Source organism: Bergeyella cardium (genome assembly GCF_003614945.1).
GTDB classification, from domain to species: Bacteria; Bacteroidota; Bacteroidia; order Flavobacteriales; family Weeksellaceae; genus Bergeyella_A; species Bergeyella_A cardium.
Map to the genome: position 1 here is coordinate 1128148 of NZ_QYCZ01000001.1, position 18821 is coordinate 1146968.

The window sequence follows — 18821 nt, forward strand, 5'->3', positions numbered from 1 at the left end:
AGTTTCAAAAAAAAGCGAAGCCCAAAAAAGACTTCGCTAATATAAATTATATTTCTCGGCAGAGCCTGCCTTCTAAAAATTCATTAAAAAATACATTTGCATTCATTGGGCACAAATATAGGGATTATTTTTTATTCTCCAAGCGCTTTACTTTAAAGAAAGAAAGCACCGAAAGTAGCAGCATAACCCCAGAGCCAATATATACCCAAACAGGTACTGGTACAGGGTCTCCCGCTGCATAGGAATGCAAGCCACTGAGGTAGTAATTTACCCCGAAATAAGTCATAATCACCGAAGAAATAGCAAACATAGATGCAGAGTGAAACAGCCACCTCCCTCTAAGCCCTGGAACAAGCCTTAGGTGAATCACAAGAGCATAAACCATCACAGAAATGAATGCCCAAGTTTCTTTTGGGTCCCAACTCCAATAGCGTCCCCAAGATTCATTAGCCCAAATCCCTCCAATAAAAGTACCCATCGTAAGAGCAAAAAGCCCAATGGTGAGCGACATTTCAGAAACAATCGTAAGCTCCTTAATACTCCTGTTGTTATGATATTTAAACAAATCTTTGCCTGCAAGGATGTAAAATAAAAGGCAGATCACCGAAATAACAAACGAAAGCCCAAAGAAACCATAGCTAGCAGTAATAATCGCCACGTGAATGATGAGCCAATAAGATTTCAGTACAGGAACAAGGGGCGTAATCTGAGGGTCTAATGCAGAACCACCGTGTGCAAAGCCCATCATAAGAACCGCAACCATAAATCCAGATGCGGGAATAAGCGCATTAGAGTTTTTATAGAGGAAAAGTCCAGCACTAATACCCACCCAAGAGATAAAGACAATTGCCTCATAGCCGTTGCTCCAAGGGGCGTGCCCGGAGATATACCACCTGCCTACCAAACCGAAAAACTGTAAGACATAACCTATACAGCCTATAGCAATGAGGGTTTTAATCGCCTTATTGAGGATTTTATTCGGTTTAAAAAGTTCTATAAAGCCGAGTAATGTGAGTAGTCCTCCGATAACGGAATAGAATATCATCAGAACAAAATTGATATTCACCTTATTCATAAAGACCTCTACCTCTACTTTATTCTTAGAAGGCACTACACTTTTACCCCAAGTTTGCTGGTACTCGGAGAGTTTTTTTAGCTCGGCATCTGCTGCTACCCAGTTGCCCGACTTCTGTGCTTGAATTACAGAGTAGAAATAAGGTCCGAGAATCTTCTGCGCTTCTTCATCGGGTTCAAAATTAGAATTGAGCCAAGAGTTCCAAGTATGGTTTGGATCGTTTTTCACAGGAACGATTCTCACGAACTGACCAGAGAAAAATTCATTAAAAATCTGTACTCTCTCATTCACAGAAATCACTTCCTTGTCATAATTAGACTGCTCGGAAGGTTTCTTAGCAAAGGCCGTATTAAAATCTTCCTCTAATATATAGGTTAGCTTTCCTGTTTGGGGATTTACGGGGAAGAGGTTCATCAGCGAGGTATATCCCTCATCATTTGCTTTTGTCTTTGTTTTGAGGAGCTCACCGCCTTTGGTCCCTACTTTTATGAGTGGCACCATCGTCCAGCTTTCGGTATCGGTATTTATGGCGAGGAACCATTGATTTGCATCGAGCGATTGCCCCTCCGAGCCTCTGAACTTATCCCTCTTATAGAGTTTCCTTAAAACCTCCAATGCTTGAGTATTTACAGGGACTATTCTCCCCTCAAAATTTTGCACCAATAGGTAGCCAAACTTATCCGCGTGTGCTTTGGAGATATTCGTCTTTGCGATAATCTGGTCTGGCGAGATGTATTTTATCTTCTGCATTGAGGAAGCCGAAGCCGTAGAATTCCCTTGTGCCAAAGCATTAAAACCAAATGGAAGCATTAGCAGAGCGATGGCTAAATTCTTATTCGTGCTCATCTTTTTAAGTGTAGCACTGAGATTCCAGAAGTGCGAGCCTTTCCAGAAGAAAGACACGAACATTCCCAAGAAAAGCACAGTATAACCGATGTAAGTCATCAGCGTACCCCACCAGTCGTGGTTCACTGAGAGCCTCGTCCCCTGCCTATCGGGGTCAAAGCCCGATTGAAAGAAGCGATAACCTTTATAATTAAGCACATTATTCATATAAATTCTGTAAGGGGTTTCTTTGCCTTCATCTACAATCTGTATATGGCTCTCGTAGGCGCTCGGTGAGGTACTGCCTGGGTAAGTTTCCATCACAAAGTCATCCAACCGAAGGTGGAAAGGCGTCGTATATACTTTTGGGCCTACTCCGAGCATTATATTCATCCCATCGAGGTTGATTTGTTTAAAGAGATTAGGGTTGCCCTTTTCCACTAATAATTCCACCTGCTGAGTAGTTCGAGGACCCTTCACTTCTAATTTTAATACATCGGGAAGGTGCTGTTCCTTCGTTTTATCACCTTCAAAAGAGGTGAGATTCCCCCGTTTTAACCCATCGGGAACTACGATTCTCAGATTGGCAATCGTATAGAGGCTTTTGAGTGCAAGAGGCTGCGCTTCATCTTTTTTAATCTCGGTTGTTTGCTGTGTAGCCATCGTAAGGTAAGAGGCATCTACAGGGGTTTTTATGTATAAATCTGCTCCTTCTTTCTTAAACTCAACCGCTCCATCAATCGCACGATTAAAGCTCACCAGTATTCCCGAAATATTCTTTGCTTCGCCAGATTTCAGATAATAATTCTCCCTTCCAGCTTCGCCTGCTACTACAAAGTGGAGGTATTCCTCACCGTTTTTATCGGCAATAAGGCTGTCTTTTTTCCTTTGGATAAAATCCACCTGTGCTACGCTGATTTTTTTACCGTTAAAATCATACGCTGCCTTAAAATTATGCGGAATGAGCTTCGCGATAAGCGGCTTATCCGATGCAAATAAAAAAGGAATGTCCCGATAATTCAGCCTGTCGCCATTCTCCTCTATTTGTATCTTGAAGAAAGATTTATCGCTAATAATCTCATTAGACATTTCCTTTTCTCTGATGAGCATTATCCCCTCGAAGCTGATGTATCGAGTAATCGCTCCACCGATAAAAATAAGAGCAAAAGCGAGGTGAAACGCAAGGACCGACCATTTTTCTCTCCTCCACAGCCTATACCTCTCGATATTACCGATGAAGTTAATGATGAGCAGCAACATCACCAGTTCAAACCATTTTGCCTCGTAGATATAGGCTTTGGCGGCGGGTGTGCCGTAGTCATTTTCCACAAAAGTAGCATACGCCATCGCTACGGCATACACCACAAGCAATACCGCCATAGTGCGGGTAGAAATAAGTATATCAACTATTTTTTTCATTAGTTTCTCTGAAGTTTCATTTCGGCGGCAAAAGTAAGGATTATTTGGACAAATTGTCCAGCAAATTATTATAATAGAGAGGCGATATCACCTAAAAAAAGGGGCGATGCCAGTCCCTCTTAAAAATTTGCTTTGAGCTGCATAGAACCTGTGTGTATGGTGCGGTCGTCGTGCATTCTGCCCTCGTAGCCGATACTAAGAGAGATAATGGAGGTAATGGCTCGATGAAAGTGTAGGCTCCAAACCTTGTTGGTACCGGCTTTTAGCCCATCGAGCATTTGATTTGCCACAACTGAAAAGCTATTGCCTGTAAAGTAATTATTGATAAGCGAAAAACTGCCCCTCAGACTGGTCTTTTGCGTCGTCCATAGCACAGCGCCTGTAAAATCAAAGCTGCGGAGACGCTCCTCGCCATCTATTCTATCCTTGTTAATATAGGCTGCAGAAAGCTCTGCCTCTATATTTTGGCTAAGTTGATAGGTTGCTTTTGGTCGGGTCTCTATGGTGCTGATTTTATAATTTCGGGTAGCAAAAATCTGAGAGAAATGGGTGCTTTTTCCCAATTTATTCTCCCAATCGGCTTTTAAATATTCATTAAATCGATAGCCTATATTGAGGAAATGCCCTGCTCTATGACTGTCTTCTATGCTAAAATTGGCATTGATAAGATTCTGATTATCGGTAAATCTGTAGCTACCACTCCAGCCTGATTTCTCATTAGAATTAAAGGTAGCAGAGGCGAGCAAGTTCTGGCTGCGCATTATATCTCCCCTCTCGAAAGGATTAAAAGCCACTGTTTTGTTATTTTTCAGGAAGGAATTATCCACCGAAAAGGAAAAATTAAAATTCCACCGTTTTAAGAAGGGGTTTTCTGAATAAAAAACTTGATGTGGATTAAGAAAAACGGAGAACTGCAATCTGTTTTTATTGCTCGGAAGGTAGCGCACCGAGTCAGTATACACCCTGATGTACTGGGCAAGGTCGGAGTACTCTGCGATTTCAAACTCATCGAGCTGTTGTATGCCATCGCCATTATAATCCGTCCATTTATAGACGCCCTGCCCATCGGTAACCTTTATATATTGGAAGGCGCGCTGTGCCTCCTGCCCATTGCCGAGCTCATAGAGCGTCTGAAAGCGCAAACCACCAGAAAATAATTGCTGATTATAGCTGATATTCCCGAGTATAAAGTCCTGGTGCCTGCTTCCATCTCCACCATTTTGATAGAAAAACTTTCGGTAATGCAATGCAGTGCTGAGCTCCGTTTTTTCGGTTTTAATGAGCTTTGCTTCTGCCTCCAAACCGAGGATGTGATTGAAATTCTGCAAGCGATTGCCCTGTATAGAATCATTATCCCTGAAATAAATTTTTGCAAGGAGCTTCGTACGGGCAGTATCACCGATTTTCTTTTGAAGAAAGACCTCCTTCCAGCTAAAACTGTTTGCCTCATAGCCTCCAATTGCTTCAATTCTCCTAAGATTATGCTCCATACTCCCCCCGATTGACCAGCTCCCTTTATCACCTTTGAGCTGTGATTCTACACTCCCTCTGATGAAATTCGTCTGCTCCTCCGCACCTTTGGTATTGAGGTAGGAGATCTTCCCTTGGGTAAGTATTCGCCCCTTCTCCCATACGAAGTCTATATCATTTTTAATCCCAGTATACGACGCCTTTTCGCTAAGGTAATTGAGCTTATAATTAATAAACGACTGGCCACTCCAGCGATTATCAAAGCTAAAAATCAATCGGTTTTGGGTCTTGTGGTTAAACTCCTGCGGGAGATTAAAGTCTCTGGAAAACTCTACACCATTTATCCTGTCAAGGATGTGAAATCTGCCGTCTATCCTTTGAAATTCTAATGAGGGAGTCCCCGTCCAATCTCCTTTTTTGAAACTTTTCTGTGCAAATATCCTCCCCGCATAGCCTGTATTCTGGTCATTATCCTTAGATGAAAAAAGGTTGATATCATAATTGCTAAGAGAGAGATCGGCACCAATTTTTCCATCGCTATCATCCAAAAGATACTCCCCATTGACAGAAAGTACCTGCCTGCGTTCTGGCGATGGGAGCTTCCTCACCGCTGAATAATCCCCCATCTGCTTGCCAACATACTGAAATACCCTGCCGTTATTCGTGGTTTGCATAAGTTTATAATCCCCCTTATCCTTCCCAAAGTAGTTGAAAGAAACTTCATAGAGTTTCTCATTTTTATCATTAGAAAATTCAAAATAATCGCCGTGTGGGCTGCTTATCTTTCGGTAGAGGATTTTATTGACATCGTATTCAGCCTCTCGAGCAGAGGGAGCGTACATCAGTTGGGTGTTATTCCCTGCAAGGGAGAGAATTTTTTCATCTTCTTTACTTAGGTTGAGCGCCAGAGGAGCGTTTTTATTATCGGTTTCGAGGAACCATTTGATACCGCCTTTAAATCTTTCCCTCTCGTGCCTGAGCCCCCCAGTTACAAGGAAGCGAGAATAATTCCTGTTGGTATAATTATACGACACGCTGATGAAATTCTGCTTATAAATAGGTCTAAGACTGGTAAAACTGAGCTCTCCAGTATTATAATTGATGATATAGTCGGCATCTTCGCCTCTTTTCATCAGTATACCATCGATAAACACCTGCTCGGAGCCTGAAATTATCGTGATAAAGTTCTCCCCATTCTTCCCTCTAAGCCTGTACGGGCCCTGATTGCCCTCCACCCCTTGAAACCTCATCCTGTGAAACTCCGAGCGGGCAACTCCTATCGACAAGTCGGTAAAAGTCTTGTTCTCCTCCCCAAATTCAGTCTGGAACTCCAAACCTAAGCTCCTCCTCTGGTACTTTCCGAAATAGGTTTTATCATCTATAAGGTCAATATGCCCTGCTCTTAATATCGTCTTGTCCTTAATATTGAGCTGAATAAAAATCCTGTCAAAATCCTCCAAAGTCTGGGTATAGCCATCTGCCTGTACAGGGAGGCTGTGGTCATAAATACTCGCGAGGATGGAGACATCTTTGGAGAGCTTGCCACCAATCTGCAAGTCCATACTGCTCTGCACTGCCGAACCTTGATTGTTTCCAAAACTCAGCCCTCGGATAATGGAGCCCTTAGAAGTGAGCTCACCCAAAATCCTTTTCCTATCAGCTTTTATCAGAACAGCATCATCTATAATCCTCTTCTGAGGATGTTTTATAAAATCTACCGTATCCCGCTTGAAGAAATCTTTATTCATCTTAGCAGAAATAAGGCTATCTACCTTCAAGCTGTCCTTAATATTCGGATTTTCCCACGAGAAAATCTGGGCGTAAGAAGAGTTTATCCCTAAAAATCCGAATATCATACAAAATAAAAACAGCCTCAAAGCCTCCTTTTTAAAATAACGCCGTAAAATAACGAAATTAGAATGAATTTTTTGCCTCTGGCATAGAAGGACAACCTACTCAAATATGGGTATTTAATTTTTTCACTATCAAAAAATCTTTTTTAGCTACCTTTGTGCCTTTCCTTACGAAACTTATGTCATTTTCTACCTCCTTTCAGTGCTATATTCTCATTTTGTTTTTACTTTTTGGGCATTATGTTTCTGCACAGAGGGGAGCAGACAGCCTCCAAACAATACAAACACTGGAATTATACAAAAGGAATTTCAAAGAGGTGATTCCTGTACAAGTGCTTAGCGGTAAGGAGCTCCAAAGACTTAATTCTCATTCGGTGGCAGATGCTCTGAGGTATTTCTCTGGTGTTCAGATTAAGGATTACGGAGGTATAGGAGGGCTAAAAACCATTAATATTCGGAGTCTTGGGAGCCATCATACGGGTGTTTTTTATGATGGTATCCAGCTTGGAAATGCACAGAACGGAATTGTAGATTTAGGTCGGTTTTCTTTGGATGATGTAGAGGAAATAGCCCTTTATAATGGGCAGAAATCCGATATATTTCAGCCAGCGAAAGATTTTGGTTCGTCGGGGAGTATTTATATTCAGCCTAAAAGGCCTTTATTTTCAAATGGAAGGAAAACCAATCTCATTTTAAGGCTTAAAAATTCGTCTATTTCGCTTTTCAATCCCTCTTTTCGGCTGGAGCAGAGGCTTTCAGCTCATACTTCTGCGAGTATTAGTGGTGAGTTTCTGGAAAGTGATGGCATCTACCGCTTCCGATATACTAAAAAGAAGCTCGATGGGAGTATCGCCTATGATACGCTTGCTAAGAGGTATGATAGTGATATTCAATCCAAAAGATTAGAGACTGCGATATTCACTAAACTCGATAGAGGCAGTTGGGAGGCGAGGGCTTATGCTTATCAGTCCAACCGAGGGCTTCCCGCGCCGATTGTGAATGGCGGTTTTAAGGAAAGAGGGCGAAGGTTGCGAGACGAGAATTATTTTCTGCAAACCACATTGCGTAAAAAGCTGTTCCCCAGCATTGAAACACAACTTAAAGCCAAACTTTCTTACGACTATACCCATTATGCAGACACGGCGACCACCACCAAGCTCCACAAGATTCAAAATACTTATATTCAGCGGGAAGCCTACTTCTCCTCATCCAATATTTACCGCATAGGTTCAGGTTGGGACATCAGCTTAAGCGCAGATTTCCAATTCAATAATCTTAGTGCCGACCTGCCACTCTTCTCTTTCCCCACCCGATACACAGAGCTCGTAGCCTTTGCTACAACTTACCAAAAGGGAGGCGTTAAGGTACTGGGCAGCCTCCTTGGCACCTTCGTTCAAGAGGAAGTAGAGCGCAATGCAGCCTCTCCCGACAAATCCGAATGGTCGCCCTCCCTCTTCCTAAGCTATCAATTGAAGAATCAAGGCGTTAGTTTCCGAGCATTTTATAAAAAATCCTTCAGAATGCCTACTTTTAACGATCTCTATTACACAATGATTGGATACTCAAACCTTAAACCCGAATACACTCATCAATATAACTTTGGGCTAAGCTTTCAGAAGGCAAACGATGCTAAAATACTGAAACAACTTCAGCTAAATGTAGATGTGTATTTCAACAAAGTAGAAAATAAAATCATCGCTGCACCTAACGGCAGTATGTTTAGGTGGATGATGAAGAACCTTGGATATGTGGAAATTATCGGTACGGATATTCAACTGCAAACTACGCTTCAGATGGGGAATTTTAACCTTCGTCCGCTCTTAAATTATACTTATCAGTCAGCAAAAAATCTCACCGATAAGTCAGATTCATATTACAACCATCAAATTCCATATACCCCCCTACATAGCGGTAGTTTTTCGTTAATTTCAGACTATAAAGGCTGGGGGCTACATTACAGTTTCATTTATGCAGGCAAGCGGTATAATGCACTTCAAAACAATATCCGTTATTATGAAATCCAGCCTTGGTATACTCACGATATTTCATTGCAAAAAGAATTTAAAGTTGGAACTAATAAATTTAAAGTATCTTTGGAAGCAAATAATCTCCTCAATCAGTACTACGAGGTTGTAGCAAACTATCCGATGCCTGGTAGAAACTTCAAACTGGTACTCAACTGGAACTTATAGGTCTTAAAACAATGAACAAGAGCCCCTTTTTTTTAATAGCTATCTCTTTGATTTTCCTCCTTTTTGGCTGTAGAGGAAATGAATACATTCCTCAGATAGAGGAAACACCTCTTCCACCAGAGGCTTCTGGAAAGATACGGGGTTTTTATCTCTTGAATGAGGGAGCAATGGGAACCAACCAGGCTACACTGGATTATCTGGACTATACAAAGGGAATTTACCACAAAAACATCTACGCTACTGCCAACCCAAGTGTAGTGAAAGAACTCGGAGATGTGGGGAATGACCTCCAAGTCTATGGTTCTAAGCTCTATGCCGTAATTAATGTATCAGGAAAGATAGAAGTACTTGATACAAAAACAGCAAAGCGCATCAAATCCATCCCTTTGCAAAACTGCCGATATATTTGCTTTAGTGGTGGAAAAGCCTACGCCAGCAGTTATAATGGAAAGATCTCTCCAGACCCAAAAGCTCCACTTGGAAAGGTGGTGGAGATAGACACTGCCAGTCTTAGTATCCAGAGAGAAGTAATTGTAGGCTACCAACCTGAAGAACTCGTCGTGGGAGAAAATAGCAAGCTCTTCGTTGTTAATTCAGGTGGCTACCGTTTCCCAAATTATGATAAAACTCTTTCTATTATCGACCTTAAAACCTTTACTGAAGAGAAGAAGATAGATATAGATATTAATCTCCATAGAATTAAAAAAGACAGATTTGGAGATTTGTATATCAGTTCACGGGGAGACTATTATAACCACAAATCCAACCTCTTTGTAGTAGATGCCAGCACAGGTGAAGTCAAAAAATCCTTTGATATTCCTGTGAGCAATATGACAATAGTTAATGACAAACTCTACTATTATGCTAATGACTTTAACTATAATACTCACACAACTAAGAAGTCATTTGGAGTGATAGATGTAGAATCAGAGACCATTCTCAGTACGGATTTAATCCCTACCGAATATCAAAAAAAGATTCAGAATCCATACGGTATCGCTGTAAATCCAATAAGTGGGGATATTTATATCACCGATGCGAGGGACTATACCTCTATTGGTTATATCTATGCCTTTGACAAAAATGGTAACTTCAAATGGGAGCAATCAGCAGGCAATATTCCTGCTCATTTTGCATTTGTTTATAAAGATTAATCAATACTTTTATATTAATTTTCAATGATTTAATCTCTATTATTAACATTTTCAATTTCCTCAAAAATCTATTCTAAATAGACTAATAAGGTATTTTTTATTATTTTTCTACCTTTGTGGGACAATGAAACCGAAACACTTAATCTTTTTATTGGCTCTTGGAGCATGTACTGCGGATGACTTTCTGCAACCCGATATCCCTATTGGAATTTTAGAACCCTCCTATACGGTCAACAGGTTTAAAGTCCTGGAGATAAAGCCCAACATCCCGCTTTCTGCATCTTTCATTTGGAAAGTAGATGGTAAAGAATACTCTAAAGCTCCTGTCTTTGAATTTATTTCCACAGAAATAGCTCCTCATACCCTTAACCTTGAGGTTTCTTATAATGGCAAATCACTTACCTATACTTCAACCATTAATGTAACCGAGGAAGACAAGAAATTTAGCGAGTATATTGCCGATGTATTAGAGTATCGCCCTGCTGTGGGGCAGTTCATCAACAAACTCCCAGCCTACGAAGACCAAAATACCGAACAACATCTCCTCGCTAAGGCAAAAAAAGCTCTTGTGGGTGATACAAAAGACCTTATTAGTCTTGGGGGATATGGTGGTTTTGTTATCTTTTCGTTTGACCACACCATTCCTAACCTTACGGGGAGAGATTTTAAAGTTTTAGGCAATGCCTTTGCGGGCAGTAGTGAACCTGGAATCATAATGGTAGCCTATGACAGAAATAAAAACGGAAAGCCAGATGATAATGAATGGTACGAAATTGCAGGGAGTGAACACTCTTCTTCGGAGACGGTGAAGAATTACCAAATCACCTATTTTAAACCTGAAAATGAACCTTCTGGTGAAGAAAAAAACTATATAAAATGGGAAGATAATCAAGGAAATTCAGGTTTTAAATCAAAAAACAGATTTCATTCTCAGAGCTATTACCCTCTTTGGCTCCATCAGTCCACACTATCATTCTCTGGAACAAAGCTAAAGGATAATTACACCCAAAATGGCGGAGCGAATGCCCATTGGACAGGCAAGGCTTATGATTTTGGCTATGCTGATAACGCTCCCAACGAATCTGAGGCCTCTAATATAGACATATCTTGGGCAGTAGATAAAAATGGAAAACCTGTACATCTCATCGGGATTGATTTTATAAAAGTCTATACCGCTATTAACCAGGAGGCTGGCTGGCTGGGTGATATATCAACCGAAATCAGAGGTGCTTATGACCTTTGGATGAAAAACTCAACCAAAAATAACAAATAAACTTATTATATACAGATGACTACAAGAATTTTCAAAAACCTTTACATTAGGATCTTTTTACTGACAATCAGTACTGTGGCACTTACATCCTGCCAAATGGACAATGAGCCTATCCAACTCGTAGAGCAGGGTATTACGACCTTAGACCTTTCCAAATTTGATCTCTCCGATGGTACTGCAGTTACGGGTGGAAAAATCTGGAAAGACACCTATACCGAAGACAAAGCTTTAGAAATCGGCATTTTCAAGTTCAACCATACCGCTGTTCAAAGCTGGAACTACTGGAGTGGCTTCACGGTTTCTAACAGCAATGATAATACAAATCATCTCAACTCCCAAGGTGGTTGGGTAAAAAACCAATGGGGTACAATGCCCAAAGGAGGGGTAAATGGTGAAGGTACTCCTTTTCTTATCTCCTATGCTGATCATAAGCCTGCACAAGGTGTATTAAAAGCAGGAGAAGTAATAGATTTAAGCAAATTTTCCAGCAGTGTAGAGATTGCCGATAATTCCAAAACCTATACAGCAAAGTCTGTAAGTCTTGCAATAAGCCCTTGGTCATATTACGGTATCTTAAATGGTGATTCCTTTGCAAGAAAATTTGAAAAAGGTGACTATTTTGCAATTCATATCTATGGTTTAGATAAAGATAAAAAACTCACAAACAATGCAGAACCGATTATTCACTATTTTGTAGATTTTAGAAATAAAGTAGATAGTATAGACACCTCTTGGAAAAAGGTAGATTTATCTCCTCTCGGACAGGTGAAGTATCTTCTCTTCTTCTTAGAGACTACCGATGTAGGACAATATGGTGCCAATACCGCGCTTTATTTCTCTATGGATAAACTTTCTGTAAAAGAATAACTCAAACACACAAAAAACAAAAGAGGGAGTAGATACTATTCTATTCCCTCTTTTGTATATGAAATATTAGGTCTTTTATAATAAATTTCGTCTTGTTCAATATAAAATTAGATTGAGAAAAATTACAACAAGTTTCATATTTTCCCTCTTTCCTATGCATAATTTCTATATTTGCCGAGATAAATCCTAAAAACAAAGTGTAAATAAATGAAAATTTTAATAGTAGAAGACGAACAAGGGCTTCGAGAAACGATAACGACATTTTTAGAAAAGGAAAACCTCCGTGTAGAGGGAGCAAAAAACGCAAAAGAAGGACTGTATAAGGTTATAGACTATGAGTATGACTGTATTTTGCTAGACATTACCCTCCCAGACGGCAACGGTCTCGATATCCTCCGCTCATTAAAGGAAAATAAGAAGACAACCCCCGTTATTATCCTCTCTGCAAAGGATTCTATCGACGACAAAGTCAGTGGTTTGGAGCTCGGAGCCGATGATTACCTCGCGAAACCCTTCCATCTCGCCGAGCTTTTCGCTCGGATAAAATCGGTTACCCGAAGAAAGCTACAGCACGGGAATTCTTGGATTAGCTATAAGAATATAAGGCTTAACTATGAGGATAGGCAGGTTACGGTGGGTGATGAACCCCTCCAGCTCAATAGAAAAGAGTTTGATATGCTTTACCGATTCATCAGTCGCCCCTCAAAAACCTTTGAGAAGACTTCTTTGGCAGAAATGGTCTGGGGAGATTATATTGACCAGTCCGAAAGTCTGGATTTTATCTATTCTCAAGTAAAAAACCTCCGCAAAAAACTGAAAACACACCGCTCCGAAGCAGACATTATTGCCGTCTATGGCATAGGATATAAATTTGAGTAGATGATTTCCCTAAAAAACTACACCCAGAAGCATCTTTCGCTCTTCATTTTCCTGCTTATCGCCTTGTGGGCGGCACTTTTCTATGCCTTTATCCTCGATGAGGTCTATGATAATGTAGATGACGGCTTGAAGGACAGGAAAATCGCTATCATTCGCGAGGCTTACGACAACCCAGAGATCTTAAAAACAGATGAATACGGCATTGGACAGTTTAAGATAACTCCAGTGCCAGACGAGGAGTTTAGCCAATGGAATAGACTCCGCAATGAGATGTTTTATATGCCTTATGACCAAGAAATGGAGCCTTACCGAGTGCTAACGACCCATTTTTTGGACAAAGAAGGGCGCTCTTACCAACTGGAGATCCGTACTTCTACTGTAGAAGAGGATGATTTGCTCATCAACCTCGCTGTAGCCCTCGCTGTACTCTATGCTGTGCTGGTGATATGCGTTTATTGGGTCAATAGAATCGTTCTGAACCGAGCTTTTAAGCCTTTTAGGGAGATTATTTCCCAGCTTTCCGCCTACCGATTCGGAAGTAAAAATACCTTTGTAGAACCTGAGACCTCCATCTCCGAATTTAAGGACTTATCTAAGGGAATTTTGACAATGCTTAACGATAATCAAGAGGTGTTTATGCAACAAAAGGCATTCATAGAAAATGCTTCCCACGAGCTAAAAACCCCGATCAGTATCATTCAAAATAAAATAGACCTCCTTATAGAACAAGGCAGTAAGGAAGAGGAAATTCAGCAACTCATCCAGATAAAAAGCACGGCTAAACGGATGTCTGACCTCATCTCATCGCTCCTTACCCTCTCCAAGATTGAAAATAACCAGTTTCAAGAAGAGGAAAGCATCAACGCTAATGAAATAATTGATGAAATGGCAGAAAATGCCGAATCCTTAGTCCAATATAAAGAAATTCAGCTCGATATTAAGGAAAAAGGAGTCTTTCAAGTAGAGTTTAATCGTAATCTTTTCCACATTATTTTGGCGAATCTCTTCCAAAATGCCGTGAAATACAGCCCTCCAAATGGAGAAATCTGCATTGAAATCTCTCCTAATGAGATTGTTTTCTCAAATACCGCTACAGGTACCGCTTTGGACGGAGATAAAATCTTTAATAGGTTCTATAAACAGTCAAACGACAGCCTCTCTACAGGTCTGGGGCTTGCCATTCTCCAAACGATCATCAATAATGACCCTAGACTTAAAATAGACTACTCTTTTTCTAATAATAAGCACTTTTTTAGGCTTTTAAAAGCTAATATTGAGTATCTTTTTCCCTTTTAAAGGATATAAAATCCTTCACTTACCACTTAAAGCCTACTACTTACCGCCTTAAGCCTGCTGCTTATTATAACTTTTATAGACTTAAGTATAAGAGAGATTAGATTTGATGATTTAACTTTGCAACTTAGAAAATCATTAAACCAAATAAGAGATGACAACTAAATACAAAGTCTTAGGAATGAGCTGTGGAAGCTGTATGCAGAAGATTTCTGGCGTGCTGAATGGCATTGAAGGGCTTTCAGCTAAGATTGACCTCGCAAAGTCCAGTGCAGAACTCATTTCAGAGCGAGAAATTGATATTAATTACCTTAATTCTGAGCTTCAGAAGGTGGGCGATTATGCTCTGCAAGCGTTTGAAGCTGAACAGCCAACGGAATATACGCCTCCACAAGAGAGAGTTTCCCCAAGCTCGGTATATTATTGCCCAATGGAGTGCGAAGGAGAGCGCGTCTATTTCCAAAAAGGGCTTAGATGCCCGATCTGTAATATGTACCTCGTGCCAATAGAGGAACAGGAGGCAAACAGAGCGAAAGGCGTGCATCTTCAGCATCATACGATGGGCAAAGAAGGGCATCATCATCAAAATATCAGCACAGAAAGTGAAAATGAGGGTAAATATTACTGCCCGATGTTCTGCGAAGGCGATAAAGTCTATAACGATAATGTAGGATGCCCAGTCTGTGGAATGGATCTCGTAATGATACCCTATAAAGACGGCAGAAAAACCGATACTACCTATCAGAAACTCAAAAAGAAGTTCCTCATCAGCTTAGGATTCACCTTGCCTGTTTTTATCCTCTCAATGGGAGGGATGTGGATAAGCTGGGGACTCCCAAAAGAGGTCATCGGATATGTAGAGCTCCTCTTCTCTCTCCCCGTTATCTTCTACTCTGGCTGGTTTCTCATCAAGAGAGGCTTTAATTCCTTCCAAACTTGGAACCTGAATATGTTCTCACTCATATTTTTGGGAACGACAGCCGCATTTTTATTTAGCATTGTGGCATTATTCGCCCCTCAGCTCCTCCCCCACGAGCTAATGCACGATGGTGAGCTCTCACTCTACTTTGAGTCCGTCTGCGTAATCCTTACCCTCGTAATTATGGGGCAAATGCTCGAGGCAAAAGCCCATCAGAAGACAGGGAAAGCTATTGAAGAATTAATGAACCTCTCGCCAGAGACGGCTAACCTCATCAGAGATGGTAAGGAGGAGAAAATCCCCCTCTCGGAAGTGAAAACAGGAGATATCCTTAGGGTAAAAGTAGGAGAAAAGATTCCCGTAGATGGTAAGATTCTGGAAGGAAGCTCTTCGGTGGATGAATCGATGATTACAGGCGAGCCTATACCCGCTGAAAAAGGTCTAAACGATAAAGTAAGCTCTGGAACGCTCAACGGAAACGGTAGTTTTCTGATGCTTGCCGAAAAAGTAGGAAGCGATACCCTCCTGGCGCAGATCATAAACCTCGTAAATGAAGCCAGCAGAAGCAAAGCTCCCATACAAAAGCTCGCCGACCGAGTTTCAAAAATCTTTGTACCAACTGTAATCGGTATTTCAGTACTTACCTTCGCTTTATGGTACCTCTTCGGGGGAGAAAACAGGCTCATTTATGCCCTTGTAAATGCCGTAGCGGTTCTTATTGTGGCTTGTCCCTGTGCATTAGGGCTTGCTACCCCAATGAGCCTGACCGTAGGCATTGGAAAAGGCGCTAAAAACGGTATCTTAATAAAAAATGCCGAAGCATTAGAACAAATGAATAAAATAAATGTGCTCATCACCGATAAAACAGGAACCCTCACCGAAGGTAAGCCGAGTATAGATGGAATTTTTGCCATCAACTCCTCCCAAGAAGAGCTCCTAAGCATTGCTGGAGCACTTAGCCAAAACTCCGAGCACCCCCTTTCTCAAGCAATACTAAAAGCTACAAGAGAGAAAGGGCTAATGAACTTCAAACTTTCCTCTTTTGAGAATATTTCTGGGAAAGGTGTTTCGGGAATATCGGGAGACCATCGGCTTTTATTGGGTAATGAAGCCTTGTTAAAACATTTTTCTATCCCTGTTTCGGATGAGGTTTCTCAAAAAGCGTCTGAACTCCAGTCTCAAGCAAAAACAGTCTCCTTCGTAGCGAGAGGGAATGAGGTTTTAGGGCTTATCAGCTTCTCGGATAAGATAAAGGAGAGCTCTAAAAAGGCAGTTAAATTCCTTCAAAGCCACAATATAGAGGTTGTAATGCTCACAGGAGACCATCAGCAGACCGCAAGAGCCGTAGCGGAGGAGCTCGGTATTAAAAATTACAAAGCAAGCTGCCTCCCTGCCGATAAGATGAATGAAATTAAAAGGCTACAAGCTGAAGGGAAGGTGGTAGCAATGGCAGGGGACGGCATCAATGATGCACCAGCACTGGCACAGTCGGACATTGGAATTGCGATGGGCACAGGAAGCGGTGCTGCGATAGAATCAGCAGAAATCACCCTCTTGAAAGGAGATATTTGGGGCATAGCAAAAACAAAAATCCTCAGCGAAAAACTCCTGAGGAATATCAAAGAAAACCTGTTCTTTGCTTTTGTGTATAATACGCTGGGGATACCCATTGCAGCAGGTATTTTGTATCCTTTCTTTGGAATATTGCTCAGTCCGATGATTGCTGCTGCAGCGATGAGCTTTAGCTCGGTATCGGTTATACTCAATTCGCTAAGGCTTAACAGCACGAAACTCTAAGAAGCCTATACTATACCTCTTCGGAGGTATATTTTTTTGGCAAAAAGTATTTCATTACACCTTCATATTAGAAATAAAATCTACTGCATATTTAATACAGTAAAAAGAGTTTTACTTTTTCTTTCGGCTCTTCCTAAAATCCCAAGGTGCTACCGGTGAAGGCTCTACCCAAAGCCCTACTTTATTCTTTCGGGCTTCATTTTCAAGATGGGCATAGCTCTTATCATTAGAATATCTCTTAAAATGCCACGCCAGCCCCAAGCGCACCAGCTCTTTATTCACACATAAATTATCTACATAGACTTCTGCCAATAGTCTTTTGTATCTGTCGGTCTTGCTACGCGCTACCAGCTTCACCTCCTTACCAAAGCACAGGTCAGATACCTTCTGCTTAGCCCTCTTCCCAAATGCTTGCTTCTTTTCTGGGCAATCAATATGCAACAAACGCACACTTACCTCCTTGCCTTTTATCAATACCTTAAAGGTATCTCCATCTTTCACCCCTACCACTTTTCCTGTGGCTACCACTGAGGTTTTGGAAGCCTGAGAACTCCCCAAAACCGCAAAAAGCATCAATAAAACAATGAAAACTCTCTTAAACATTTCTAAAAAATTAAAATAATTGCGGGCAAAGATACCTATCTCCTCAAAATTAGCCGTACTGATGAACTAGCTCCCCATATAAAAACCATAAGAAAATACTATCTTTGCGGGCTGAAAAGAAAAGATTTTGAAAGATATTCGTACGCTCAGCCTTGAAGACTTAAAGGAGTATTTTATACAAATTGGTGATAAGCCCTTCCGTGCAAAGCAGGTTTATGACTGGCTGTGGAGCAAGAATCTCCACTCATTTGAGGAGATGACGAATCTCTCAAAAAATCTCAGAGAAAACCTATCAAAAGACTTTGTGATTAATCCCATTGCCGTAGATACCCTACAAAAATCCAGCGATGGAACGATTAAAAACGGCGTAAAGCTACACGATGGGCTCCTTGTAGAATCAGTACTCATCCCTACCGAAACGCGAACTACAGCCTGCGTATCTTCTCAGGTAGGCTGCTCATTAAACTGTGAATTCTGTGCAACAGCAAAACTCAAAAGAATGCGAAATCTGGAAGTTGCCGAAATCATAGACCAAGTAGCATTGATAGACAGGCAAAGCAGACTTTACTTTGGGCGACCGCTCTCTAACATTGTCTTTATGGGAATGGGCGAGCCGATGATGAACTACAAAAATGTAGTAGAATCCATACGAAAGATAACCTCACCTGAAGGCTTGGGTATGTCTCCAAGGAGGATTACAGTCTCCACATCGGGGATTCCTAAAATGATGAAAATGCTCGCCGATGAAAACCTAAAAGTAAAACTCGCACTCTCTCTACACTCCGCTATTGAGCACAAGAGAAATGATATTATGCCTTTCTCCTCAAAATTCCCGCTCACCGAGATTATGGATGCGCTTCAATATTGGTATAGACAGACAGGTTCTCCCATTACCTTTGAATATTGCGTTTGGGGAGGGATTAATGATACCGATGAAGACATCAAGGCATTGATTAAATACTGCCGACAAGTACCATCTAAAGTAAATCTTATTCAGTACAACCCCATTGGTGAGGGTAAGTATGACCACCGTAATATAGAAGCTGAGGAGCGGTATGTACACGAACTCGAAAAGGCAGGGATTACCATCGTTGTAAGGCGTAGCCGAGGTGGAGATATAGATGCTGCCTGCGGACAGCTCGCAAACACCCACTCGCGCAAAGAAGCCAATGGCGTGGCAGGCACTTAATACAATCTAACAG

General features: G+C 41.2%; 11 protein-coding genes. 8 read left to right on the top strand and 3 right to left on the bottom strand.

The window, feature by feature from the left end; genetic code table 11:
• Positions 1 to 124 precede the first annotated feature (124 nt).
• Positions 125 to 3319, bottom strand: a complete 3195-nt coding sequence (gene ccsA / locus D8991_RS05160) for a cytochrome c biogenesis protein CcsA (protein ID WP_120489097.1) — start codon at positions 3317 to 3319, stop codon at positions 125 to 127.
• 119 nt (positions 3320 to 3438) lie between these two features.
• Positions 3439 to 6645, bottom strand: a complete 3207-nt coding sequence (locus tag D8991_RS05165) for a hypothetical protein (protein ID WP_120489098.1) — start codon at positions 6643 to 6645, stop codon at positions 3439 to 3441.
• A gap of 215 nt (positions 6646 to 6860) precedes the next feature.
• Here D8991_RS05165 and D8991_RS05170 point away from each other — a divergent pair, with 215 nt between their 5' ends.
• From D8991_RS05170 to D8991_RS05200, 7 genes are all read left to right on the top strand, one after another.
• Positions 6861 to 8834, top strand: a complete 1974-nt coding sequence (locus D8991_RS05170) for a TonB-dependent receptor plug domain-containing protein (RefSeq protein WP_245957180.1) — start codon at positions 6861 to 6863, stop codon at positions 8832 to 8834.
• A gap of 11 nt (positions 8835 to 8845) precedes the next feature.
• Complete coding sequence (locus D8991_RS05175; RefSeq protein ID WP_120489100.1) at positions 8846 to 9988, top strand: YncE family protein; 1143 nt, start codon at positions 8846 to 8848, stop codon at positions 9986 to 9988.
• Between the two features lie 124 nt (positions 9989 to 10112).
• Positions 10113 to 11261: a cell surface protein gene (locus D8991_RS05180; RefSeq protein ID WP_185123858.1), complete on the top strand. Its 1149-nt coding sequence runs from the start codon at positions 10113 to 10115 to the stop codon at positions 11259 to 11261.
• A gap of 96 nt (positions 11262 to 11357) precedes the next feature.
• Complete coding sequence (locus D8991_RS05185; protein WP_245957181.1) at positions 11358 to 12128, top strand: DUF4465 domain-containing protein; 771 nt, start codon at positions 11358 to 11360, stop codon at positions 12126 to 12128.
• A gap of 207 nt (positions 12129 to 12335) precedes the next feature.
• A complete protein-coding gene (locus tag D8991_RS05190) occupies positions 12336 to 13007 on the top strand; it encodes a response regulator transcription factor (RefSeq protein ID WP_120489102.1) in 672 nt (223 codons plus the stop codon).
• The gene (locus tag D8991_RS05195) at positions 13008 to 14303 is read left to right on the top strand and encodes a sensor histidine kinase (protein WP_120489103.1); all 1296 of its coding nucleotides are present in this window, start codon (positions 13008 to 13010) and stop codon (positions 14301 to 14303) included.
• A 151-nt stretch (positions 14304 to 14454) separates the two neighbouring features.
• Positions 14455 to 17016, top strand: a complete 2562-nt coding sequence (locus D8991_RS05200) for a heavy metal translocating P-type ATPase (RefSeq protein ID WP_120489104.1) — start codon at positions 14455 to 14457, stop codon at positions 17014 to 17016.
• A gap of 111 nt (positions 17017 to 17127) precedes the next feature.
• Here the strand turns inward: D8991_RS05200 and D8991_RS05205 are convergent, their stop codons facing one another.
• Positions 17128 to 17619, bottom strand: coding sequence for a thermonuclease family protein (locus tag D8991_RS05205; RefSeq protein ID WP_120489105.1), 492 nt, complete (start codon positions 17617 to 17619; stop codon positions 17128 to 17130).
• Between the two features lie 127 nt (positions 17620 to 17746).
• Between D8991_RS05205 and rlmN the strand changes: the two genes are divergently transcribed.
• Positions 17747 to 18808 carry a 23S rRNA (adenine(2503)-C(2))-methyltransferase RlmN gene (gene rlmN / locus D8991_RS05210; RefSeq protein ID WP_120489106.1) on the top strand — a complete coding sequence of 354 codons (1062 nt, stop codon included), beginning with the start codon at positions 17747 to 17749 and terminating at the stop codon, positions 18806 to 18808.
• The last annotated feature ends 13 nt before the right edge of the window (positions 18809 to 18821 follow it).